Source organism: Pseudoflavonifractor sp. An85 (assembly GCF_002161235.1).
Taxonomy (GTDB): Bacteria; Bacillota; Clostridia; order Oscillospirales; family Oscillospiraceae; genus Enterenecus.
This window is the reverse complement of the sequence record NZ_NFHE01000038.1, coordinates 1-21,944: the sequence shown is the minus strand read 5'-3', so window position 1 is coordinate 21,944 and position 21,944 is coordinate 1. Positions and strand designations below refer to the sequence as shown.

Annotated in this window: 38 protein-coding genes; 3 read left to right on the top strand and 35 right to left on the bottom strand. The window is 59.0% G+C overall.

Annotation, left to right across the window (positions count from 1 at the left end):
* Positions 1 to 318: 318 nt before the first annotated feature.
* Positions 319 to 1,767 (top strand): UDP-N-acetylmuramoyl-L-alanyl-D-glutamate--2,6-diaminopimelate ligase, encoded by a 1,449-nt coding sequence (locus B5G37_RS12830; RefSeq protein WP_242962890.1) that lies wholly within the window; start codon positions 319 to 321, stop codon positions 1,765 to 1,767.
* A 63-nt stretch (positions 1,768 to 1,830) separates the two neighbouring features.
* On the opposite strand, the gene B5G37_RS12825 is transcribed toward B5G37_RS12830, so the two are convergent.
* The 34 genes from B5G37_RS12825 to B5G37_RS12660 form a co-directional block, all read right to left on the bottom strand.
* A complete protein-coding gene (locus tag B5G37_RS12825) occupies positions 1,831 to 2,544 on the bottom strand; it encodes a hypothetical protein (RefSeq protein WP_087258321.1) in 714 nt (237 codons plus the stop codon).
* Between the two features lie 201 nt (positions 2,545 to 2,745).
* Positions 2,746 to 3,087, bottom strand: a complete 342-nt coding sequence (gene rplQ / locus B5G37_RS12820; protein WP_087258318.1) for a 50S ribosomal protein L17 — start codon at positions 3,085 to 3,087, stop codon at positions 2,746 to 2,748.
* 296 nt (positions 3,088 to 3,383) lie between these two features.
* Positions 3,384 to 4,331 (bottom strand): DNA-directed RNA polymerase subunit alpha, encoded by a 948-nt coding sequence (locus B5G37_RS12815; RefSeq protein WP_087258315.1) that lies wholly within the window; start codon positions 4,329 to 4,331, stop codon positions 3,384 to 3,386.
* 69 nt (positions 4,332 to 4,400) lie between these two features.
* Complete coding sequence (rpsD, locus tag B5G37_RS12810; protein WP_087258312.1) at positions 4,401 to 5,000, bottom strand: 30S ribosomal protein S4; 600 nt, start codon at positions 4,998 to 5,000, stop codon at positions 4,401 to 4,403.
* Positions 5,001 to 5,021: 21 nt separating this feature from the next.
* On the bottom strand, positions 5,022 to 5,417 hold the full coding sequence (gene rpsK, locus B5G37_RS12805) for a 30S ribosomal protein S11 (protein ID WP_087230488.1): 396 nt from the start codon (positions 5,415 to 5,417) through the stop codon (positions 5,022 to 5,024).
* A gap of 15 nt (positions 5,418 to 5,432) precedes the next feature.
* Entirely contained in the window at positions 5,433 to 5,801 is a 369-nt protein-coding gene (gene rpsM, locus B5G37_RS12800; RefSeq protein ID WP_087258309.1) for a 30S ribosomal protein S13, read from the bottom strand.
* Positions 5,802 to 5,819: 18 nt separating this feature from the next.
* Complete coding sequence (gene rpmJ / locus B5G37_RS12795; RefSeq protein WP_006573428.1) at positions 5,820 to 5,933, bottom strand: 50S ribosomal protein L36; 114 nt, start codon at positions 5,931 to 5,933, stop codon at positions 5,820 to 5,822.
* A gap of 81 nt (positions 5,934 to 6,014) precedes the next feature.
* Complete coding sequence (gene infA, locus B5G37_RS12790) at positions 6,015 to 6,233, bottom strand: translation initiation factor IF-1 (protein WP_087230495.1); 219 nt, start codon at positions 6,231 to 6,233, stop codon at positions 6,015 to 6,017.
* Positions 6,234 to 6,237: 4 nt separating this feature from the next.
* Positions 6,238 to 6,510: a KOW domain-containing RNA-binding protein gene (locus B5G37_RS12785; RefSeq protein ID WP_087258306.1), complete on the bottom strand. Its 273-nt coding sequence runs from the start codon at positions 6,508 to 6,510 to the stop codon at positions 6,238 to 6,240.
* 1 nt (position 6,511) lies between these two features.
* Positions 6,512 to 7,276, bottom strand: coding sequence for a type I methionyl aminopeptidase (map, locus tag B5G37_RS12780; protein ID WP_087258302.1), 765 nt, complete (start codon positions 7,274 to 7,276; stop codon positions 6,512 to 6,514).
* Positions 7,277 to 7,279: 3 nt separating this feature from the next.
* Entirely contained in the window at positions 7,280 to 7,912 is a 633-nt protein-coding gene (locus B5G37_RS12775) for an adenylate kinase (protein WP_087258300.1), read from the bottom strand.
* Between the two features lie 18 nt (positions 7,913 to 7,930).
* Positions 7,931 to 9,265, bottom strand: coding sequence for a preprotein translocase subunit SecY (gene secY, locus B5G37_RS12770; RefSeq protein WP_087258297.1), 1,335 nt, complete (start codon positions 9,263 to 9,265; stop codon positions 7,931 to 7,933).
* Position 9,266: 1 nt separating this feature from the next.
* On the bottom strand, positions 9,267 to 9,707 hold the full coding sequence (gene rplO / locus B5G37_RS12765; RefSeq protein ID WP_087258294.1) for a 50S ribosomal protein L15: 441 nt from the start codon (positions 9,705 to 9,707) through the stop codon (positions 9,267 to 9,269).
* 13 nt (positions 9,708 to 9,720) lie between these two features.
* A complete protein-coding gene (gene rpmD / locus B5G37_RS12760) occupies positions 9,721 to 9,906 on the bottom strand; it encodes a 50S ribosomal protein L30 (protein WP_087258291.1) in 186 nt (61 codons plus the stop codon).
* 14 nt (positions 9,907 to 9,920) lie between these two features.
* Positions 9,921 to 10,421 carry a 30S ribosomal protein S5 gene (gene rpsE / locus B5G37_RS12755; RefSeq protein WP_087230510.1) on the bottom strand — a complete coding sequence of 167 codons (501 nt, stop codon included), beginning with the start codon at positions 10,419 to 10,421 and terminating at the stop codon, positions 9,921 to 9,923.
* Between the two features lie 17 nt (positions 10,422 to 10,438).
* Entirely contained in the window at positions 10,439 to 10,798 is a 360-nt protein-coding gene (gene rplR, locus B5G37_RS12750; protein ID WP_087258288.1) for a 50S ribosomal protein L18, read from the bottom strand.
* Positions 10,799 to 10,816: 18 nt separating this feature from the next.
* Positions 10,817 to 11,362 (bottom strand): 50S ribosomal protein L6, encoded by a 546-nt coding sequence (gene rplF, locus B5G37_RS12745; protein WP_087258284.1) that lies wholly within the window; start codon positions 11,360 to 11,362, stop codon positions 10,817 to 10,819.
* 13 nt (positions 11,363 to 11,375) lie between these two features.
* The gene (gene rpsH, locus B5G37_RS12740) at positions 11,376 to 11,777 is read right to left on the bottom strand and encodes a 30S ribosomal protein S8 (protein ID WP_087230519.1); all 402 of its coding nucleotides are present in this window, start codon (positions 11,775 to 11,777) and stop codon (positions 11,376 to 11,378) included.
* A gap of 234 nt (positions 11,778 to 12,011) precedes the next feature.
* Positions 12,012 to 12,197 (bottom strand): type Z 30S ribosomal protein S14, encoded by a 186-nt coding sequence (locus B5G37_RS12735; protein ID WP_080906393.1) that lies wholly within the window; start codon positions 12,195 to 12,197, stop codon positions 12,012 to 12,014.
* A gap of 18 nt (positions 12,198 to 12,215) precedes the next feature.
* On the bottom strand, positions 12,216 to 12,767 hold the full coding sequence (gene rplE / locus B5G37_RS12730) for a 50S ribosomal protein L5 (RefSeq protein ID WP_087258280.1): 552 nt from the start codon (positions 12,765 to 12,767) through the stop codon (positions 12,216 to 12,218).
* A 20-nt stretch (positions 12,768 to 12,787) separates the two neighbouring features.
* Entirely contained in the window at positions 12,788 to 13,099 is a 312-nt protein-coding gene (gene rplX, locus B5G37_RS12725) for a 50S ribosomal protein L24 (protein WP_087258277.1), read from the bottom strand.
* A gap of 17 nt (positions 13,100 to 13,116) precedes the next feature.
* Positions 13,117 to 13,485 (bottom strand): 50S ribosomal protein L14, encoded by a 369-nt coding sequence (gene rplN, locus B5G37_RS12720; RefSeq protein ID WP_087230527.1) that lies wholly within the window; start codon positions 13,483 to 13,485, stop codon positions 13,117 to 13,119.
* Between the two features lie 15 nt (positions 13,486 to 13,500).
* Positions 13,501 to 13,764: a 30S ribosomal protein S17 gene (gene rpsQ, locus B5G37_RS12715; RefSeq protein ID WP_087230530.1), complete on the bottom strand. Its 264-nt coding sequence runs from the start codon at positions 13,762 to 13,764 to the stop codon at positions 13,501 to 13,503.
* Between the two features lie 13 nt (positions 13,765 to 13,777).
* A complete protein-coding gene (gene rpmC, locus B5G37_RS12710; RefSeq protein ID WP_143482197.1) occupies positions 13,778 to 13,969 on the bottom strand; it encodes a 50S ribosomal protein L29 in 192 nt (63 codons plus the stop codon).
* Positions 13,970 to 13,971: 2 nt separating this feature from the next.
* A complete protein-coding gene (gene rplP, locus B5G37_RS12705; protein WP_087258274.1) occupies positions 13,972 to 14,397 on the bottom strand; it encodes a 50S ribosomal protein L16 in 426 nt (141 codons plus the stop codon).
* Entirely contained in the window at positions 14,397 to 15,209 is an 813-nt protein-coding gene (gene rpsC, locus B5G37_RS12700) for a 30S ribosomal protein S3 (RefSeq protein WP_087258271.1), read from the bottom strand. Before rpsC ends, rplP begins: the two co-directional genes overlap by 1 nt.
* Before the next feature lie 19 nt (positions 15,210 to 15,228).
* On the bottom strand, positions 15,229 to 15,561 hold the full coding sequence (rplV, locus tag B5G37_RS12695) for a 50S ribosomal protein L22 (protein ID WP_087230542.1): 333 nt from the start codon (positions 15,559 to 15,561) through the stop codon (positions 15,229 to 15,231).
* A 14-nt stretch (positions 15,562 to 15,575) separates the two neighbouring features.
* A complete protein-coding gene (rpsS, locus tag B5G37_RS12690; protein WP_087230545.1) occupies positions 15,576 to 15,848 on the bottom strand; it encodes a 30S ribosomal protein S19 in 273 nt (90 codons plus the stop codon).
* 14 nt (positions 15,849 to 15,862) lie between these two features.
* Entirely contained in the window at positions 15,863 to 16,696 is an 834-nt protein-coding gene (gene rplB / locus B5G37_RS12685; RefSeq protein ID WP_087258268.1) for a 50S ribosomal protein L2, read from the bottom strand.
* A 17-nt stretch (positions 16,697 to 16,713) separates the two neighbouring features.
* Complete coding sequence (gene rplW, locus B5G37_RS12680) at positions 16,714 to 17,010, bottom strand: 50S ribosomal protein L23 (RefSeq protein WP_087258265.1); 297 nt, start codon at positions 17,008 to 17,010, stop codon at positions 16,714 to 16,716.
* On the bottom strand, positions 17,010 to 17,624 hold the full coding sequence (rplD, locus tag B5G37_RS12675; RefSeq protein ID WP_087258262.1) for a 50S ribosomal protein L4: 615 nt from the start codon (positions 17,622 to 17,624) through the stop codon (positions 17,010 to 17,012). The genes rplW and rplD overlap by 1 nt, the downstream gene beginning before the upstream one ends.
* Positions 17,625 to 17,642: 18 nt before the next feature.
* The gene (gene rplC, locus B5G37_RS12670) at positions 17,643 to 18,365 is read right to left on the bottom strand and encodes a 50S ribosomal protein L3 (protein WP_087258259.1); all 723 of its coding nucleotides are present in this window, start codon (positions 18,363 to 18,365) and stop codon (positions 17,643 to 17,645) included.
* Positions 18,366 to 18,503: 138 nt separating this feature from the next.
* Positions 18,504 to 18,818: a 30S ribosomal protein S10 gene (rpsJ, locus tag B5G37_RS12665; RefSeq protein ID WP_087230559.1), complete on the bottom strand. Its 315-nt coding sequence runs from the start codon at positions 18,816 to 18,818 to the stop codon at positions 18,504 to 18,506.
* 428 nt (positions 18,819 to 19,246) lie between these two features.
* Positions 19,247 to 19,792: a dCMP deaminase family protein gene (locus tag B5G37_RS12660; RefSeq protein WP_087258256.1), complete on the bottom strand. Its 546-nt coding sequence runs from the start codon at positions 19,790 to 19,792 to the stop codon at positions 19,247 to 19,249.
* 179 nt (positions 19,793 to 19,971) lie between these two features.
* Between B5G37_RS12660 and B5G37_RS12655 the strand changes: the two genes are divergently transcribed.
* Positions 19,972 to 20,367 carry a hypothetical protein gene (locus B5G37_RS12655; RefSeq protein WP_087258253.1) on the top strand — a complete coding sequence of 132 codons (396 nt, stop codon included), beginning with the start codon at positions 19,972 to 19,974 and terminating at the stop codon, positions 20,365 to 20,367.
* 39 nt (positions 20,368 to 20,406) lie between these two features.
* Here the strand turns inward: B5G37_RS12655 and B5G37_RS12650 are convergent, their stop codons facing one another.
* The gene (locus B5G37_RS12650) at positions 20,407 to 20,811 is read right to left on the bottom strand and encodes a protein-export chaperone SecB (protein WP_087258250.1); all 405 of its coding nucleotides are present in this window, start codon (positions 20,809 to 20,811) and stop codon (positions 20,407 to 20,409) included.
* A 98-nt stretch (positions 20,812 to 20,909) separates the two neighbouring features.
* Here B5G37_RS12650 and mnmE point away from each other — a divergent pair.
* On the top strand, positions 20,910 to 21,944 hold a 1,035-nt coding region (mnmE, locus tag B5G37_RS12645), incomplete at its 3' end, for a tRNA uridine-5-carboxymethylaminomethyl(34) synthesis GTPase MnmE (RefSeq protein ID WP_087258325.1).

The window sequence follows — 21,944 nt, the reverse complement described above, 5'->3', positions numbered from 1 at the left end:
CAAGTGCTATCCACATTGGGACGTTGAGCGGCAGCGGATGTAGCGGTAATGAGTATCAGCTTATCCCTGGGCCGGTTTGGGTTCTTCCAGAGCCATAGGGCTGCTGACCCCAGCGGGGTCCTTAGGGGCAAAGCCCCTAAGTGGCTTTTCGTCCATTTTGGCCACTCAAAATGGACCCTTAGCGGAGCGCGTCCCCCCCAGGCTGGCAAGCCTTTACCCCCATCCACTGAAAGAAGGGTTCCTTTCCCATGAAAGGAACCCCCTTTTTTACCACCGCATAGACTGGGTCAAAATCTCTCCCATCTGAGGTGTTGACCCATGAAATTATCTCAACTTCTATCCAGCATTGGCCACAGCAGTGGCGCAGAGATGGACATCACCGCCCTCACCTGCGACTCCCGCACCGTCATCCCCGGGGCCCTCTTTGTAGCCATACCCGGCACCCACGCCGACGGGGTGAAGTACATCTCCCAGGCGGTGGCCCAAGGGGCCGCCGCCGTAGTCTCTCCTGTGTCCCTGCCCTGCTCCGTCCCCCTCTTTGTGGTGGAAAATCCCCGCCAAGCCTTGGCCCACCTGGCCGCTGCCTTTTACGGCCACCCCGCCAAGGGCCTGACCCTCATTGGCATCACCGGCACCAAAGGCAAAACCACCACCGCCCACATGGTGCGGGACATTCTCCTGTGTGCTGGGTACCCCACCGGCATGATTGGCACCATGGGAGCCTATGTGGGAAGAGAGAAGTGGGCCAACTGCCCCAACACCACCCCGGAGCCGCTGCTGCTCCACCGCCTGCTCCACGATATGGTGGAGCAGGGGTGCACCCATGTGGTGATGGAGGTGTCCTCCCAGGCCATGAAGCACCACCGCTTGGCGGGGCTCACCTTTGCCGCCGGAGTCTTTCTCAACATCTCCCCTGACCACATCGGCCCCGGGGAACACGCCGACTACGCCGAGTATACCGCCTGCAAGGCCGCCTTCTTTGCCCAGTGCGCCGCCGCGGTAGGCAATGGGGAGGATATGGCCTGGCCCCAGATGGCCCCTCAGCTTCCCCCAGAGGCCCCGGTCACCACCTTTGGCTTCTCCCCCTCCTGTGGGGTGCAAGGGGTGACGGTGGCCCCGGTGGAGACCTCCACCGCCCTGGGCAGCCGCTTCACGGTGGCAGGCTGCGACACCCCCTATACCATTTCCCTCCCCGGGCGGCACCATGTCCAGGACGCCCTGGCCGCCGTGGCGGTATGCCGTCAGCTGAGCCTGCCCGAGGAAGCCATTCGCCAAGGGCTGGAACATGCCACCGTGCCCGGGCGGGCTCAGGTGTTCCCCAATGACCGGGGCATTCGGGTGGTGGTGGACTACGCCCACAACGCCGCCAGCTTTCGGGCCATTTTGAGCTGCCTGCACTGCTACCCCCACGGGAAAATCATCGTGGTATTCGGTGCCGGTGGAAATCGGCCCCCCATGCGGCGGCTGGACATGGCCCAGGTGGCTGCGGAACTGGCCGACTACGCCATGGTCACCACCGACAACCCCCGCTGGGAGCCGGTGGAGGACATCTGCCGCCAAATCACCCAGGCCTTGGGCCGTCAAATTCCCTGGGAGGTGCTCTACGACCGGAAAGAGGCCATCCGCCACGCTCTGGATTTGGCCCAGCCGGGGGACATGGTAGCCCTGTTGGGCAAGGGTCACGAGGGGTATATCGAGACCTGCGGACGTCGGGAGCCCTTCTCCGAATGGGCGGTGCTGGAGGAATATTTCCACACGTCCCTTTGACACTGTGGAAGTTTTCGAGGAAAAATACAACGCCGGCGGGGTACGCCGGCGCTGTATACTTCCTCAATATCCAAAGTTGCTGTAATCAATCATAGCCAAATCAATGGCATCAAAGTCGTCCTGGGAGGGGCTCCAAATGTCCCCATCGTTGACAATCTGCACGGTGAGGGACTCCTCCTCTCCGTTGCCGATGTTACCCATTTTCTCCTCCAGCAATTCCAGTACGCGCTGCGCATAGAGCTGGTCCGCCTTCTCGTAGTCTTCCTCGCTCATAGCATCCAGCTGCTCCTGGCTGGTGATGCCCTGTTCCGCCATGACCTCCTCAAAGATGGTCTGGAAATCGTCGGAGGTGACCTGGGTCATCACGTCAATGGGGCACACGGTGACTTCCACGACGTAGTTGCCGCTGTCCATTTTATTGGCGGAGACCACGGTGTATTCGCTGTGGCTGTAAATCTCCTTGTACATCTCGGTGAGCTTTTGTGTGATCTCCTCAGCGGGGTAGTCAAACACGCCAATGGCATTTTGGAAGAACTCCACTTCCACCTGGATGCCCTGGTCATACCGCTCCTGGGCCTCCTCCTCGGTGAGATCCAACTCCTTGAGGTAGTCCTCGTTGAACTGGCCCTTATAGGTCAAATCCAGGTAGCCCTGAACGTAGTTCTTCATCCGGTCCGCCTCGTCGCCCAGGTTCAGGCTGATGCTGCCGCAGCCGCACAACACGCCGGCCAGTATGGTCCCAGCCACCAATGGAGCCAATATGCTTCTCTTTTTCATGGTTTCTCCCCCTTTTTCCTTCCTAAATCTCTGTATCTTGTCATAGAGATACATCCGTCTATGGTGAGTGTACCACACAGAGAGCATTTTGTATATACTTCTTCCATTTTTTTCACACTAATTGTGTAAAACGCCAGTTTCCAAGGTCTGGCATATCAAAAAAAGACCTCTGCCCTTTGGGCAGAGGTCTTTTCGTAGCCATTACACCAGCTGAATGATAGCCATCTCGGCAGCGTCGCCGCGACGGGGACCCATCTTCAGCACGCGAGTATAGCCGCCATTGCGGTCAGCATACTTGGGGCCGATCTCGTCGAAGAGCTTCTTAGCCACATCCTCCTTGGTGATGTAGCTGAGAGCCTGACGGTAAGAAGCCAGGTTGTTCTTCTTAGCCAGGGTGATCATCTTCTCGGCAATGGGGGCGACCTCCTTGGCGCGGGCGTAGGTGGTCTTGATCTGACCATTCTCCAGCAGGTAGGTGGTCATGGCGCGCAGCATGGCGCGGCGCTGGTCGCTGGTCTTACCCAGTTTACGGTTCTGAGCCATTTTTAACACTCCTCCGACCTCGCGTTGCGAGATCTAAATAAATTCGTTCTGACACCCCGCAAAGGGGACACTGGGTGTGGGTGAGGCGGAACGTTACATACCCTCGCCCTGCCTGAGTGGGAGCCACACGGGAAAGCCGTGTGGCCATCCTCACACTTCGATGTTGTCATGCTCGGATTTTCCACACTTGGCCTCCCCTTCCCTGCGTCTCCCGCCAAATCCAGACCCCCGCAGGGGTCTTGGGTTTTGGCGGACGCTCCGGTCCAGGCTCGGCCGTGTGGTTATCCTCGCACTTCTTACACTTCCTCACTGGCGAGAGAGAGACCCATCATCGCCAGCTTGTTGATGACCTCTTCCAGGGACTTACGGCCCAGGTTACGCACCTTCATCATCTCGTCCTCGGTCTTGGAGATCAAGTCCTCCACGGTGTTGATGTTGGCGCGCTTGAGGCAGTTGAAGGAACGGACAGACAGGTCCAGCTCCTCGATGGTCAGTTCCAGCACCTTATCGCGCTGGGTCTCAGCCTTCTCCACCACGGTGGACTTGGAGCCCATGGTCTCAGAGAGATCGGTGAAGAGAGTGAAGTGGTCCAGCAGGATGCGGGCGCCCAGGGATACGGCGTCCCGGGCGGAGATGGTGCCGTTGGTCCAGACCTCCAGGGTCAGCTTGTCGTAGTCGGTGGCATCACCCACGCGGGTGTTCTCCACGGTGTAGTTGACCTTGCGCACAGGGGTGTACACAGAGTCCACAGGAATGACACCGATGACAGTCTGGCTGGTCTTGTTCCGGTCGGCGGTGACGTAACCGCGGCCCTGGGACAAGGTCAGCTCCATGTTCAGGGTGGCATCGGGGCCCAGAGTGGCGATGTGATGCTCAGGGTTGAGAATCTCCACATCGCTGTCGGCCTTGATGTCACCAGCCGTCACGACCCCCTCACCGGAGGCCTCGATATAGACGGTCTTGACCCCTTCGCTGTACAGCTTGGCAATGATGCCCTTGATGTTCAGAACGATCTGGGTCACGTCCTCCTTCACCCCGGGGATGGTGGAGAACTCGTGCTGGACGCCGGCGATTTTCACCGTGGTCACTGCGGTACCAGGCAGAGAGGACAGAAGAATGCGGCGCAGGGAGTTGCCAATGGTGGTGCCGTAGCCCCGCTCCAGAGGCTCTACGACATACTTGCCGTAAGTCTCCTCACCCACGTTCTCGATGCACTCAATGCGCGGCTTCTGAATTTCTACCATATCGTGAATACCCTCCTTTTACTGTGGCGTAGCTTCCAAAAACGGTTGCGAACTGCTTGAGGGTGACGATTACTTGGAGTACAACTCCACGATCAGGTTGACAGCGACCTCGAAGTCGATATCCTCGCGGGTGGGCATGGCCACAACCTTGCCCTGGAGAGGAGCGTTCTTGGTCTTCTCCAGCCAGGCGGGAGCGGCCACGAACTTATCCTCCTCCACCAGCTTCTTGAACTTGGCGGAAGAGCGGCTCTTCTCGCAAACGGCGATCTCCTCGCCCACCTTCACCAGGTAGGAGGGGATGTTCACGCGCTTGCCGTTAACGGTGAAGTGACCGTGGTTGACCAGCTGACGAGCCTCGCGGCGGGTGTTGGCCAGGCCCAGACGGAACACCACGTTATCCAGACGACGCTCCAGCAGGGTCATCAGCTCATCGCCGGTGTTGCCCTTCATGCGAGCGGCCTTCTCATAGTAGGAGCGGAACTGCTTCTCCAGCACGCCATAGATGAACTTCACCTTCTGCTTCTCGGTCAGCTGCAGAGCATACTCGCTCTTCTTGCTTCTCCGCTGGGGGCCGGGATTCCGGTTGGACTCCTTGTTCACGCCCATGGTAGCGGGAGAAATGCCCAGGGTTCTGCAACGCTTCAGATAGGGCTGCATATTCTTAGCCATATTGCTTTTCCTCCTTCCAGATTACACGCGGCGACGCTTGGGGGGACGGCAGCCGTTGTGGGGGACGGGGGTCACGTCCTTGATCAGGGTGACTTCCAGACCCACGGCCTGCAGAGCCCGGATGGCAGCCTCACGGCCCTGACCGGGACCCTTGACGTACACCTCAACGCTCTTGAGGCCGCACTGCTCGATGGCAGCGTTGGCGGCAGTCTCAGCAGCGGTCTGGGCGGCGAAGGGGGTGGACTTACGAGAGCCACGGAAGCCCATCTCGCCGGAGGAAGCCCAGGACAGGGCGTTGCCCTGCATGTCGGTTACAGTAACCATGGTGTTGTTGAAGGAGGAACGGATGTGCACCTGACCCTTCTCCACGTTCTTGCGCTCACGACGGCGCTTGATCACTTTCTTAGCAGTAGCCATGTGTCATATCCCTCCTTACTTCTTCTTGTTGGCCACAGTGCGCTTGGGACCCTTGCGGGTACGAGCGTTGGTCTTGGAACGCTGGCCACGGACGGGCAAGCCCTTGCGGTGACGGACACCACGGTAGCAGCCGATCTCGGTCAGACGCTTGATGTCCATAGCGACATTACGGCGCAGATCGCCCTCCACCACGTACTCGTGGCTGATGATCTCACGCAGCTTAGCCTCGTCGGCGTCGGTGAGGTCCTTCACGCGGGTGTCGGGGTTGATGCCAGCCTTCTCCAGAATCTTGGTAGCGCTGGTGCGTCCAATGCCGTAGATATAGGTGAGTCCGATCTCGACTCGCTTCTCCTTAGGCAGATCAATACCTGCAATACGTGCCATATTCTTCTTGCCCCTCCTTTAACCTTGTCTCTGCTTGTGCTTGGGGTTCTCACAAATGACCATAACTTTGCCCTTGCGCTTGATGATCTTGCACTTCTCGCACATGGGCTTGACAGACGGTCTTACTTTCATATCGGTTAACCTCCTGTGAATGCCTGATGGCCCCGAGTTGGGCGGAGGCAAGGCCCCGGCCCGTCTCGGTCGTGTTATCTCTTACTTGCTTCGCCAGGTGATGCGACCCCTGGTCAGGTCGTAGGGCGACATCTGTACGGTGACCTTGTCGCCGGGCAGGATGCGGATGAAGTTCATACGCAGCTTGCCGGAAATGTGGGCCAGGATGATGTGTCCGTTCCCGATGTCCACATTGAAAGTCGTATTGGGCAGGGCCTCGGTGACGACGCCCTCCAGCTCGATCATATCGTCCTTCGCCAAAGCTTCATACCTCCATTTCGTCCCGGATGGCCGCCAGAGCTGCGCGCAACGCGCGGTTGCCCACAGGTTGACCGGCCCGGACTTTTTCGATGGTTGGGTGGTTGAACTCCCCTACGCGCTCCACATGCTTGATGTTTTTGCGCTTGGGCTTCTCCACCCGCCGCCGCTTCCCGTCTGAGAGCAGCACGAAGCTGCCTTCCACCGCCATCACGCAGAACAGTTGGTCCTTGTCATGGCCGCTGCGGGAGCGCACGATTTGGGCTTGTTGGAAACTCATCTCACATCTCTCCGCACTGGGTGAGAATTTCAACCTCGCCGTCGGTGATGAGTACGGTGTTTTCGTAATGGGCCGCCAGAGAGCCGTCCACCGTCACGGTGGTCCAGCCGTCCTTGAGCACCTTTACGCGCCAGTCACCGGCACACACCATGGGCTCCACGGCAATGGTCATGCCGGGTTGGAGCCGGGGGCCGTGGCCAGCGGGGCCGTAGTTGGGCACCTCGGGGGCCTCGTGGAGTTTCGCGCCCACACCGTGGCCAACAAAGTCGCGAACGACCGAGTAACCGAAGCTCTCCACATACTTTTGAACCGCATGGGAGATATCAGACACTCGTTGGCCGGCCTTGGCGTGCTTCATGCCTTCCCAGAAGCTCTGCTGGGTGACCTCGATGAGCCGTTTGGCCTCATCGGAGATCTCTCCGCAGGGATAGGTGGCGGCACAGTCGCCGTGGAAACCATCGATGCAGGCACCCACGTCTACGCTGACGATGTCACCCTCTTTGAGCACCACCTTCTTGGAAGGGATGCCGTGGATGACCACCTCGTTGACCGAGATGCAGGCAGATCCGGAGAATCCGCCGTAACCCAGGAAGGACGGTTTCGCTCCCTGGCTCTCGATGAACTTGCGTACCGCGGTATCAATGTCTAAGGTCGATACGCCGGGGGCTACCATGCGCCCGGCCAGTTCTCTGGCCTGAGCGGCGATGCGGCCCGCCTTGCGCATTGCGTCCAGCTCTCTGGACGACTTGAGCGTAATGAGCTCCATGGTTTAGATCCCCAGAGCCTTCTCGATGACCTCAGTGGTGGCCTCAATGGTGGACTGATTGTCCACAGAGCACAGCAAATTGCGCTCAGCATAGAAAGCCTTGAGAGGCTCGGTCTCGGCGTGGTAGACCTCCAGGCGGTGCTGGACAGTCTCGGGCTTGTCGTCGTCACGCAGCTCCAGCTTGCCGCCGCACTTGTCGCACACGCCCTCCACCTGGGAAGGAGCGTTGACAATGTGGTAGGTGGCACCGCAGGAGGCGCAGAAGCGACGGCCGCTCATACGCTCCTTGATCTCCTCGTCGGAGATCTCAATGGACAGGACGTGGTCGAACACCACGCCGGCCTGCTCCAGAGCCTCGGCCTGGGCGATGGTGCGGGGCACGCCGTCCAGAATGTAGCCCTTGGAGCAGTCGTCTTGGGCCAAACGCTCGGCTACGATGTCGATGATGACCTGGTCGGGGACCAGCTTACCAGCGTCCATGTAGCTCTTGGCCTGCAATCCCACGGGGGTGCCGTTCTTCACGGCAGCCCGCAGGATGTTACCAGTGGAAATGGTGGGGATACCCAGCTTCTCGCTCAAGATGGCGGCCTGAGTTCCCTTACCGGCGCCGGGGGCGCCCAGCATAATCAGCTTCATCTTCTTCACCTTCTCCAATTACTCAAGGAAGCCCTTGTAGTGACGCATCATCAACTGGGCCTCCAGCACCTTCACGGTCTCCAGGGCAACACCCACCACGATGATGATGGACGTACCGCCGATGGCCAGACTACGGCCAGCGGTGCTGCCAAAGGCCAGCATGATGTTGCCGGTGATGGCGGGCAGCAGAGCCACCACAGCCAAATACAGAGCACCGAACATGGTCAGACGGCCAATGACCTTAGACAGGAAGTCGGCAGTGGGCTTGCCGGGACGGAAGCCGGGGATGAAACCGCCGTTCTTCTTCAGGTTGTTGGAGATCTCCACGGGGTTGAACTGGATGGTGTTGTAGAAGTAGCTGAACACGACGATCAGCAGGAAGTACACCACGCAGTAGATGAGGCCGTTGGAATCAAACACCTTCAGGAAGGTGTTCCAGCCGGAACCCTCAGTCTGAGCAGAGGGCACGAACATGCCGATGGTAGCGGGGATGGAGGCGATGGCCTGAGCAAAGATGATGGGCATAACGCCGGACATATTCACCTTGACGGGAATATGGCTGGACTGACCGCCGTACATCTTGCGGCCCACCACCCGCTTGGCATACTGCACCGGAATGCGCCGCTCGGAGTTGGTGATGAACACCACCAACACCACCAGCAGCAGAATACCCACCAGAATCAGGGGGATGAAAGCGGGGTGCAGAGAGGCGGTGGTGGTGCTGGTGGAGCCAGTGGCCCACACCCGCACGCCGTTGATCATAGAGGTGACCATAGAGGGGCCACGGGCAATGATACCGCCGAACAGGATGATGGAAATGCCGTTGCCCACACCGAACTCGGTGATCTGCTCGCCCAGCCACATCAGGAAGGCGGAGCCGGCGGTGAAGGCAAAAATAATCACAAATGCGGGCCAGATTCCCTCAGCTACCACCAGGTTGTTGGCCTTGATGAGGGTGTAGTAGCCAAAGGACTGGAGCAGTGCAATGGCCACAGTGGCGTAACGGGTGATCGCGGCAATCTTCTTCTTGCCCTCCTCGCCCTCTTCCTTGGCCATACGCTCCAGAGCGGGGATGGCGATGGTCAACAGCTGGATGATAATGGAGCTGTTGATGTAGGGCTGGATGGACAGAGCAAACACGGTGGCCTGTGCAAAGGCATCACCGCTCATGACATTCAACAGGCCGAAGATGCTGGAAGACTGTTGATTCATCCAGGTGCTCAGGGTGTTGGTGTCAATGAGGGGGACGGGAATGGCAGAGCCAACCCGGAAAATCAGCAGAGCAAAGACGGTGAACAGCAGCTTGTTGCGCAGCTCTTGCACCTTCCAGGCACTACGGATGGTCTGAATCATTTCAGATCACCTCCGCTGTACCGCCTGCCTTTTCAATCTTCTCTTTAGCGGAGGCGGAGAAAGCGGAAGCACGCACGGTGAGCTTCTTGGTAATCTCGCCGTTGCCCAGCACCTTAACGCCGTACTCACACTTGGAGAGGATGCCCTGCTCCAGCAGGTCGCAGACGTTGACGGTGGCGCCATCCTCGAACTTGTTCAGAGCGGAGACGTTGATGGTCTCCAGACGCTTGGCAAAGATGTTGTTAAAACCACGCTTGGGCAGACGACGCACCAGAGGCATCTGGCCGCCTTCAAAACCGGGACGGACACCGCCGCCGGAACGAGCCCACTGACCCTTGTGACCACGGCCGGCAGTCTTGCCGTTGCCGGAGCCGGGGCCGCGGCCCTTGCGCTTGCCCACCTGAGTGGAGCCAGCGGCGGGAGAGAGAGTATGCAGATTCATATCGGGCACCTCCTTAGGCGTTCTCGGTGACCTGGAGCAGGTAACCGATGGCGGCAATCTTGCCGCGGGTAGCAGCGTTGTCGGGCTGCACGGTCACATCGCCGATGTGACGCAGGCCCAGAGCCTCGGCAGTAGCCTTGTGCTTGGCCAGACGGCCGTTCAGGCTCTTGACGAGCTTAATCTCAACAGTGTTAGCCATAGTCGTGAGCCTCCTTAACCGATGATTTCTTCCACGCTCTTGCCGCGGATACGAGCGACTTCAGCGGGGCTGCGCAGAGCCTTCAGACCAGCCATGGTGGCAGCCACCACGTTCTGGGGGTTGTTGGTGCGCAGGCACTTGGCACGGATGTCGGACACACCAGCGGCCTCCATCACAGCACGCACGGGGCCGCCGGCGATGATACCGGTACCCTTGGAAGCGGGCTTGAGGAGCACGCGGCCGGCGCCGAACTCACCGATGACCTCGTGGGGGATGGTGGTGCCGGACAGGGTCACGGTCACCATGTTCTTCTTGGCATCCTCGATGCCCTTGCGGATGGCCTCGGCCACCTCAGCGGCCTTGCCCAGGCCGTAGCCGACCTTGCCCTTCTCGTCGCCCACAACAACCAGGGCGGAGAACTTGGCAACACGGCCGCCCTTGACGGTCTTGGAGACACGGTTCAGGTATACAACCTTCTCTACGAACTCCTTGGGTTCTTTCTCAAAACGAGCCATATTTTCTTCCTCCTCCCTTAGAACTGCAGGCCGCCCTCACGGGCGCCCTCGGCCAGAGCCTTCACGCGGCCGTGGTACAGGTAACCACCACGGTCAAACACAACGGTCTCAATGCCCTTGGCCTTGGCGCGCTCGGCAATAGCCTCGCCCACCTTCTTGGCAGCTTCGCAGTTGCTGCCGGAGCCTTCAAAGCCCTTCTCCAGGGAAGAAGCGGAAACCAGGGTCACACCCTTGGTGTCGTCGATGATCTGAGCATAGATGTTGGTCTCGCTGCGGAACACATTCAGACGGGGACGCTCGGAGGTGCCGGACACCTTACCACGAACGCGCTTATGACGATGCAGGCGCTGAGCCTTAGTATTGGGTCTGTTAATCATAATCGGCACACCTCCTTATTACTTCTTAGCACCGGTCTTACCAACCTTGCGGCGGATGACCTCATCAGAGTACTTAATACCCTTGCCCTTGTAAGGCTCGGGGGGACGCTTCTCGCGGACCTTGGCAGCGAACTGGCCAACCAGCTGCTTGTCATAGCCGGAGATCACGATCTGGTTCTGGTTGGGAACCTCAATGGTGATGCCCTCGGGAGCTTCCATGATGACCTGGTGAGAGAAGCCCAGGTTCATCACCAGCTTGCCACCCTCCAGAGCCACACGGTAACCTACGCCGTTGACGTCCAGAGTCTTCTTGTACCCTTCAGTGACGCCCACGATCATGTTGTGGATCAGGGTGCGGGTCAGGCCGTGGAGAGCACGGTTCTCCTTCAGGTCGTTGGGACGGGTCACAGTCACCACGCCATCAGCCAGAGTGATGGTCATGTTGGGGTGGAACTGCTGCACCAGAGTGCCCTTGGCACCCTTGACGGTGACAACGTTGTTGTCAGCGATGTTAACCTCCACGCCGGCGGGGACGGCGATAGGAGCTCTACCAATTCTAGACATTCCTATACCCTCCTTACCAAACGAAAGCCAGGACTTCGCCGCCGACATGAGCCTCGCGGGCCTTCTTGTCGGTCATGACGCCCTTGGAAGTGGACACGATAGCAATGCCCAGGCCACGGAGCACGCGGGGCAGCTCCTCAGCGCCAGCGTACACACGCAGGCCGGGCTTGGACACCCGGCGCAGACCAGTGATGGCCTTCTCCTTGCCGGGCTGCACATACTTCAGAGTGATGCGGATGACACCCTGGGTACCATCGTTGATGGTCTGGAAGTTCTTGATATAGCCCTCGTCCAGCAGAATCTGAGCGATGGCCTTCTTCATGTTAGAAGCAGGAACATCCACGGTGTCATGCTTTGCGTTGTTCGCGTTGCGGATGCGAGTGAGCATATCCGCAATGGGATCGGTGATTTGCATGATTTCTTACCTCCTATAAAATTTACGGGCTTTCGCCCGTACAGGCGGAAAGGTATCGAAGGGTAGGTTGGATCCTCCGACCTTTTGTCCGTCTTTTCCCACGCTGGGGGTCTCTTTTACCATTGGCACGGTGGCCAACGATTTATTATAACATGCCCATAGGCGGGGGTGCAACCCCCCGCCTGGGACTTGTTATCCAAATTTTTCTCCGGTTTTTTGTCGTTTTGCGGCAAATTACCAGGAGGCCTTCTTCACGCCGGGAATCTGGCCCTTGTAGGCCAGCTCGCGGAAGCAGATACGGCAGATGCCGTAGTCCCGGAGGTAAGCGTGGGGGCGGCCGCAGATCTTGCAGCGGTTGTAGCGGCGGCTGGAGAACTTGGGCTCAGCCTGCTGCTTGAGAATCATAGATTTCTTAGCCATAGCTGGTCTCTCCTTCCATTAACCGTTGGTGGTGAAGGGGGCGCCCAGGAGAGTCAGCAGCTCCTTGGCCTCCTCGTCGGTCTTGGCAGTGGTGCAGATGACGATATCCATACCACGGATCTTGTCGATCTTATCGTACTCGATCTCGGGGAAGATCAGCTGCTCCTTCAGGCCCAGGGCGTAGTTGCCGCGGCCGTCAAAGGCGTTGGGGTTGATGCCACGGAAGTCACGCACACGGGGCAGGGCCACGTTGAACAGACGATCCATGAACTCCCACATCTTGTCCTGGCGCAGGGTCACCTTAGCACCGATGGGCATGCCCTCACGGAGCTTAAAGTTAGCCACGGACTTCTTAGCGCGGGTCACCACGGGCTTCTGGCCGGTGATGGTAGCCAGGTCAGCCACCACGGACTCCAGAACCTTGGCGTTGTCGCGAGCCTCACCACAGCCCACGTTCACGACGATCTTGTCGATGCGGGGGATCTCCATGGTGGACTTGTAGCCGAACTTCTGCATCAGAGCAGGAGCGATCTCGGCGTTGTACTTAGCCTTCAAATTGGGGTTAGCCATTTTTATACTCCTCCTCTTTCTCAGATTTCAGCGCCGCAGTGCTTGCACACGCGCACCTTCTTGTCGCCCTCGATCTTGTGAGCGACGCGGGTGGCCTTGCCGCACTTGGGGCAAACGGTCATAACCTTGCAGGCGTAGATGGGGGTCTCCTTCTTGACGATGCCACCCTCCTCGCCCTGACGGCGGGGCTTCTGGTGACGGGTGGCCACGTTCACGCCCTCCACGATGACCTTGCCGGCCTCGGGGTTGACGGAGAGGACCTTGCCCTGCTTGCCCTTGTCCTTACCGGACAGGACAACCACGGTATCGTTCTTCTTTACGTTCATACTCATACCTCGTAACCCCCCTCTTACAGCACTTCGGGAGCCAGGGACAGGATCTTCATGTAATCCTTGTCGCGCAGCTCACGAGCCACTGGGCCAAAGATACGGGTGCCGCGGGGGTTCTTGTCGTCGCGGATGATGACGGCGGCGTTGTCGTCGAAACGCACATAGCTGCCGTCGGCACGGCGCACGCCGCGCTTGGAGCGGACGATAACGGCCTTGACCACTTCGCCCTTCTTCACGGTGCCGCCGGGAGCGGCCTTGCGTACGGAGGCGACAACCACGTCGCCGATGTTACCAAACTTGCGCTTGGAGCCGCCCAGTACGCGGATGGTCTTGATCTCCTTGGCGCCGGTGTTGTCGGCAACCTTCAGATAGCTTTCTTCCTGAATCATACTGGCACCTCCTTCTTACTTCGCCTTCTCGATGATCTCAACCACGCGCCAGCGCTTGTCCTTGGACAGGGGGCGGGTCTCCATCACTCGAACACGGTCACCTACGCCGCACTGGTTCAGCTCGTCGTGAGCCTTCAGCTTGTAGGTGCGCTTGACAATCTTCTTATACAGAGGGTGGGCCACGCGGTCGGCGATGGCGACCACCACGGTCTTATCCATCTTATCCGATACCACCAGGCCGACTCTGGTCTTACGAGAAGAGGTTCTCACTTCGCTCATCGTTTACTCCTCCTTATCGGCCCTGCTGCTCACGCAGGATGGTCTTGACTCGGGCAATGTCTTTCTTAACCTCTGCGATGCGGATGGGGTTCTCCAACTGATTGGTGGCGTGCTGAAGACGGAGGTTGAACAGGTCCTTCTTCAGCTCCACCAGCTTGGTCTCCAGCTCGGTTGCGCTCATCTTACGGACTTCGTTAGCTTTCATCTTCATTCACCACCATTCTCGGTCTCTTTCTTGACAATCTTGCACTTGACAGGCAGCTTGTGGCTGGCCAGACGGAGGGCCTCACGGGCAACCTCCTCGGAAACGCCGGCGATCTCGAACATGACACGGCCGGGCTTGACAACGGCAACCCAGTACTCGGGAGCGCCCTTACCGGAACCCATTCGGGTACCCAGGGCCTTCTTGGTCACGGGCTTGTCGGGGAAGATCTTGATCCAGACCTTACCGCCACGCTTGGTGTAACGGGTCATGGCCACACGGGCGGCCTCGATCTGGTTGCCGGTGATCCAAGCGGGCTCGGTGGTCACCAGGCCGAAATCACCGTAAGCGATGGTGTTGCCACGGGTGGCGACGCCGGTCATACGACCGCGGTGCACACGGCGATACTTCACTCTCTTAGGCAGCAGCATTACTGGGCGCCTCCTTCCTTAGCAGCGGGACGGCCCTGGCGGTTGCCACCATTGCGGTTGAAGCCGCCCTGGCGACGATCACCACCGTTGCGGCGATCGCCATTGCGGCGGTCGCGACGGGGACGCTGCTCGCGCTCTTTGTAGTTCTTGGTGTCGATGGTGCGGGGAGTGGTGCGCAGGGTCTGAGTCAGAACCTCGCCCTTGTAGATCCACACCTTGATGCCGATGCGGCCATAGGTGGTGGCAGCCTCAGCGAAACCGTACTCGATGTCGGCACGGATGGTCTGCAGGGGGATAGTACCGTCGTGGTACTGCTCGGTGCGGGCAATCTCAGCGCCGTTGAGACGGCCGGAAGCCTGCACCTTGATGCCCAGAGCGCCCATGCGCATAGCGCGGCCCATGGCGTTCTTCATGGCGCGGCGGAAAGCGATGCGCTTCTCCAGCTGCTGAGCGATGTTCTCAGCCACCAGCTGAGCGTTGGTGTCCACGTTCTTGACCTCAACGATGTTGAGAGCCACGGGCTTACCCAGCTTCTTCTCCAGCTCGGCGCGGAGCTTCTCGATCTCCTCGCCGCCCTTGCCGATGACAACACCGGGACGGGCGCAGTGCACATAGATGCGGATCTTGGCGTTGTCGCGCTCAATCTCGATCTTGGGCACGCCGGCGGAGTACAGCCGCTTCTTCAGGTCGCGGCGGAGATTGTAGTCCTCAACCAGGAGGTCGCCCACTTTCTCATTGCGGGCATACCAACGGGAGTCCCAGTCTTTGATGACGCCCACGCGAAGGCCGTGGGGGTTAACTTTCTGTCCCATTACTCTTTGACCTCCTTACTTAGCGCTCTTTGACCACAACGGTCACGTGAGAAGTTCTCTTGTTGATGCGGTAGGCACGACCCTGGGCCCGGGGCATGAAGCGCTTGATGATGGGGCCGGGGGTGGCGAAGGTGGCAGCAACGTACAGCTTCTCGGGGTCCATGCCGTGGTTGTTCTCGGCATTGGCGGCGGCGCTGTTGACCAGCTTCATCAGAGGCTCAGCAGCAGCCTTGGGGGTCAGAGCCAGGATGGCGTTGGCCTGAGCAATGCTCTTGCCACGGATCAGGTCGCACAGGATGCCGACCTTACGGGGAGAGATACGAATGTATCTCAGTGTTGCTTTAGCTTCCATTCTATCTCTCCTCCTTACTTACCAGTCTTGCTGCCCGCGTGACCCTTGAAGGTGCGGGTGGGAGCAAACTCGCCCAGCTTGTGGCCGACCATGTCCTCAGTGACATACACGGGCACGTGCTTGCGGCCGTCATGCACAGCAAAGGTGTGGCCCACGAAGGAGGGGAAGATGGTGGAGGCGCGGCTCCAGGTCTTCAGAACCTTCTTCTCGTTGGCCTTGTTCATTTCGTCGACCCGCTTCAGCAGCTCGGGAGCGCAAAAGGGGCCTTTCTTGATACTTCTGCTCATCTTTTACTGCCTCCTTACTTACCGTTACGACGCTTGACGATGAACTTGTCGGTGGGGTTCTTCTTCTTGCGGGTCTTGTAACCCATAGCAGGCTTGCCCCAGGGGGTAACAGGTCCGGGACGGCCCACGGGGCTCTTACCCTCACCACCACCGTGGGGGTGGTCATTGGGGTTCATGACGGAGCCACGCACAGTGGGACGCCAGCCCATGTGACGCTTACGGCCGGCCTTACCGATGTGGATGTTAGCCCAGTCGGTGTTGCCAACCTGGCCGATGGTGGCCTTGCACTCCTCACGGATGAGGCGGACCTCGCCGGAGGGCAGACGCACCTGAGCCATGCCGTTCTCCTTAGCCATCAGCTGAGCAGCCACGCCAGCGGAACGAACCAGCTGAGCGCCCTTGCCGGGGTGCAGCTCCACGCAGTGGATCATTTCACCCACGGGGATGTTGGCGATGGGCAGGCAGTTGCCGGGCAGGATGTCGGCCTCGGGACCGGTCATGATGATGTGGCCGGCCTTCAGACCCACGGGAGCCAGGATATAGCGGCGCTCGCCATCCTCATACTCGATGAGGGCGATGTTGGCAGAGCGGTTGGGGTCGTACTGCAGGTTGATGACGGTAGCGCTGCCGTTCTTATCGCGCTTGAAGTCGATGATACGGTACTTGCGCTTGTTGCCGCCGCCGCGGTGGCGGACGGTGATGCGACCGTAGCTGTTACGGCCGGCGTGCTTCTGGAGCACCTCGGTGAGGGAGCGCTCCGGCTTGGCCTTCTTATCAATGCCCTCGAAGGCGGACACAGTCATGTGACGGCGGGAGGGCGTTGTGGGCTTGTATACGCGAATAGCCATAGTTCAATTTCCTCCTCTTACACCATACCCTCGAAGAACTCGATGGTCTTGGACTCCTCGGTCAGAGTCACAACAGCCTTCTTCCAGCTGGCCCGACGGCCCTCGGGATAACGGCCCATGCGCTTGACCTTACCCTGCATGTTCAGGGTGTTAACCTTCGCCACGTTCACGCCGAAGATCTCCTCGACCGCCTTAGCGATCTCGATCTTGTTGGCGTCCTTGGCAACCTCGAAGGTGTACTTCTTCTCGGTGGCCAGCATCATGGACTTCTCGGTGACGATGGGGCGCTTAATGATATCGTAAGCGGTCTTCATTAGGCGAACACCTCCTCGATGGTGGCCAGCGCAGCCTTGTCGATGATCAGCTGGTTGGCGTTGACAATGTCATAGACATTGATCAGGTTGGCGGGGGTGGTGACCACGCCGGGAATGTTGCGAGCGGACTTGACCACGTTGGCGCAGCTGGTGACAACCACAGCCTTGTTGGCCTCCACGGCGTTCAGGAAGCCCTGGAAGGTCTTGGTCTTGATCTGGTCCATGCCCAGGCCGTCCACCACCAGCACAGCGCCGGAGGCAGCCTTGGCGGACAGAACGGACTTCAGAGCCAGACGCTTCACCTTCTTGTTGAGGGTGTAGCTGTAATCGCGGGGCTTGGGGGCGAACACGATACCACCGTGAGTCCACTGGGGAGCACGGGTGGAACCCTGACGGGCGTGACCGGTGCCCTTCTGACGCCAGGGCTTACGGCCGCCGCCGGAAACCTCAGCGCGGGTCAGAGCGCTCTGAGTGCCCTGACGGCAGTTGGCCAGGTGATTCTTGACCACATCATGAACGACGTACTGGTTGGGCTCGATGCCGAAGATGGACTCGGAGAGCTCGACCTCGCCGATCTGCTTACCGGCCATATCATAAAGGTTAGCTTTAGGCATTTGTCATTCTCTCCTTTCTTACTTGTTACGCGCAGAGGCCTTCTGGGGATTGACACGGGCAGAAGCCTTCTGGGGATTGACGCGGCCAGCCTCGGTGGCCTTCTTCTCCATGACCTTCTTGACGGAGCTGCGCAGAGCAACCACACCGCCCTTGGGGCCGGGGATAGCGCCGCGCACAGCGATGATGCCCAGCTCCTCGTCCACCTGAACCACATCCAGGTTCATGACGGTGACCTGCTCGTTACCCATCTGACCGGCGCCGATCTTGCCCTTGAAGATGCGGGAGGGATCGGTGCTGGAGCCCATGGAACCAGCGTGACGGTGCACAGGGCCGGTACCGTGGGTGTTCTTCAGGGTGTGAGCGCCCCAGCGCTTAACAACGCCCTGGTAGCCGTGACCCTTGCTGATACCGGTCACGTCCACGCGGTCGCCAGCGGCGAACACGGTGGCGTTGATCTCGTCGCCCACGTTGAGCTCAGCAGCGTTGTCCAGCTTGAACTCCTTGAGAACGCGGAGCACCTTGCCAGACTTCTTGCTGTGGCCCACCTCGGGCTTGGACAGCTTGCGCTCGGGAACTTCTTCAAATCCCAACTGAACGGCGGTGTAGCCGTCCTTTTCCTCGGTCTTCTTCTGCACCACGGTGCAGGGGCCTGCCTGGATGACAGTGACCGGGATGACCTTGCCGGCTTCATCGAAGATCTGGGTCATGCCCACCTTCTTGCCGATAATGGCCTTTTCCATGTGTATTCCTCCTTAATAAGGTTATTGGTTGAAAAACGTGAGACATTGGGTGCTCATTGGTTTTCCAACATGACCCGCTCACCTCAATGGATCGGTGAGCTGCGGGTACAACAAAGTTGTGCGAAATTAAGCTGCTTTTTAGAGCTTAATTTCAATGTCCACGCCAGCGGGCAGGTCCAGGCTCATCAGAGCCTCCACAGTCTTGGCAGAGGGCTTCACCACGTCGATCAGACGCTTGTGAGTGCGACGCTCAAACTGCTCACGGCTGTCCTTGTACTTGTGGACAGCGCGCAGGATGGTGACCACTTCCTTCTTGGTGGGCAGGGGGATGGGGCCGGAGACGGTGGCGCCGGAGCGCTTAGCGGTCTCCACGATCTTCTCAGCGGCCTGGTCGATCAGCTGATGATCGTAAGCCTTGAGGCGAATGCGAATCATTTCTTTCTGAGCTGCCATTTGGGTTTTCCTCCTTAATAACATACGAAGTGATGATCGGTCGTCCCTTCGTACGGTGAAAAACTTCATCCACGTTTCCGTGCGTATCACTCCGGGCCATGAATAAAACCGGCACAAAAGCTGGCCGGTTTCACCCATTCCCGGCGATATACGCCGTGAACAAGTCTCTCAGCCGCCCGATTTCCGGACATACTCCGCGGAAGTTACCTCGTTTTCACGAGCAATCTCCCGCATCATCGCATATGCGCGCTTTTCACGCGCTCAATTATTGTACTATATACATTTTGTAAAGTCAAGGGAAAATTCGAGATTTTTACCCCTGAAACTCCACCAGTTCGGGGAGAAAATCCACGGGGTTTTGTGTGCAGTTTGCCCCCTTCTTCCTCAGCCCAAACACCGTGGCGAAGGGGGCATCTCTCTGGCACATCTCAGCCGCAGCAGCCGCCTCCACAGCCACCACTGCAACCGCAAGAACTCCCCTGCTCCTCTCTCAAATGGCTGGGCAGAGAGTCGTCCTCCTCGATCCACTCTTTTTCCACATCCACGATGCGGTATTCCGTGGGCGTATCCCGGATGACCAGCTGGGAGATGCCGGCGTTGATGATGAGACGGCGGCACATGGAGCAAGAGGTGGAGCCGGAAATCAGCTCCCGGGTCTTGGGGTTGACACACACCATATATAAGGTAGCCCCCAGCACTTCCCGGCGGGAAGCGGAGATGATGGCGTTGGCCTCGGCGTGCACCGAGCGGCACAGCTCGTACCGCTCCCCGGAGGGGATATTCATGGCCTCCCGGGTGCAGTAACCCAAATCCATGCAGTTTTTCCGGCCACGGGGGGCTCCATTATAGCCAGTGGAAACAATTTCGTCGTTTTGGACGATGATGGCCCCATAGTGGCGGCGTAGGCAGGTGGAACGCTCGGACACCGTCTGGGCAATATCTAAATAGTAGTTTGTCTTATCAATGCGTGGCATGGAACCATCCCTCCTATGTTTGTACTTCCTGCCATTATATCAGTCTTCTCCCCCAGAGACAACGGGCAAGTTCACATTTTGTTTACCGTTACCCCATTGACGTTGCCATTTCTTAATATTATCATAAGGACATAGGATAAAATCGTGCAGTCCCCTGTACTGCCAGGAGGTAAGAGACAGTGATTCGTCAGTATCTCGCCCGTTTTATGGTCGGCCGTTATGGCATGGATCAATTAAATATCTTCCTCATGGTCACCTATCTGGTGCTGTATCTGGTGTTTCTGGTCACAAGGCTGGTGGTCTTGGACTGGATTGTGTTGGTGCTGCTGTTGGTGGCGCTGTTCCGCATGCTCTCCCGAGATTTGGAGCGCCGCAGAAGTGAAAACACCCGTTTTCTCCAGATTGTGCGCCCTGCCATGCGTAAATTTCACACGTTTCGCACCCGGATGCATGACCGGGAGCACCGCTACTTCAAGTGCCCTAACTGCGGGCAGCAAATGCGGGTGCCCCGAGGCAAAGGACGGATTACCGTCCACTGCCGCACCTGTGGAGCCACCTTTGAGGAAAAAAGTTAAAAACATGGGCCGGATATCCATCCGGCCCATGTTTTATCCTTACTTAGACTGCTTGATCTGCACCCCGTCCTTGGTCATGGGACGGCGCAGCAGGCGGAAGTTGGGCATGCCGCCAGCCCCGCACACTTGGTGCGCCAGGGTCTCGGCGTAGCAGAACAGCTGCTCATAGCAGCGCACGTGGAACTCCTTCTTGTCCTCGTCGCTGACCTCACCGGTGATCTGGAACAGGCCCACCAGCTCCACAGAGACAAAGAACTGATGGTCAGGGCCATCGGTCTTGTCCTTGACGCACTGATACAGCTTGGCCATACACTTGGTGTTGTCCGCAGTGTACTTCACCGAGAAATTGGAGTTGTTCTCCAACTGAATCTGTCCAGCCTTGTCCAACTTGTTGAAAAACTGGAGATCCTCCAGCTTGTAGGATACCATTTGCAGTTCTGCCATAGTCGGCACCTCCGCCCTTCTTGATTTTTATCGTGTTTCATTGTACCATAGCTTGACCACCAGCGCAACAACCACCACTTTCAACGAGGTGATATTCCATGAACGACACCATTGCCGCCATTGCCACCGGCCAGCAAGCCACCGCCATTGGCATTCTCCGCCTGTCCGGGCCCCAGGCCATTGCCGCCCTGGATCAGGTCTTCACTCCCGTCAGCGGAAAACCCATGTCCCAGCAGCCCGACCGCCTGTTGGTGTACGGCACCTTGCACGACCAAAATGGTCTGGCCCTGGACCACTGTCTGGCCACCGTCTCCCGGGCGCCCCACAGCTACACCGGAGAGGACACTGCGGAATTGCAGTGCCACGGCTCCCCGGTGCTGCTGTCCATGGCCCTGGAGGCCCTGTTTGCCTGTGGCGTACGTCAGGCCCGGGCCGGAGAGTTTACGCGCCGTGCCTTCTTAGCAGGTAAAATGGACCTGACCCGCACGGAAGCGGTGGCCGACCTCATCCACGCCGAGTCCCAGGACGCGGTGTACCAGGCTGCCGGACAGCTGGGCGGTGCACTGGCCCAGGTCATTGACGACATTTATGACCAGCTCACCGGCCTGATGGCCCATTTCCATGCGGTGCTGGACTACCCCGACGAGGACATCGACCCCTTCGAGGCCCAGGAAATCGCCCAGACGCTATCCCAAGCGGGGGCCAAGCTGGACCGGCTGGCCCAGACCTACCGCCGGGGCCGTGCCCTGATGGAGGGCATCCCCTGCGCCATTGTGGGCAAGCCCAACGCAGGCAAGTCCACCCTGTTCAACGCCTTGCTGGGCTACGACCGGGCCATCGTCACCCCCATTGCCGGCACCACCCGGGACACCGTGGAGGAGCGGCTGAATCTGGGCGGCATTCTGCTGCGCCTCATCGACACCGCCGGTCTGCGGGATAGCGACGACCAGGTGGAGCAGTTGGGGGTGGAGCGCAGCCGGGAAGCCCTGCGCCGGTCTCAGCTGACCCTGGTGGTGGTGGATGCCTCCCGCCCCCGGGACGCCGAGGAGGAAGAGCTGCTGGCCCTGGCCGCCGCCCAAGGCCCCACCATCCTGGTATACAACAAGGAGGACCTGCCCACCGCCGCCCCCCTG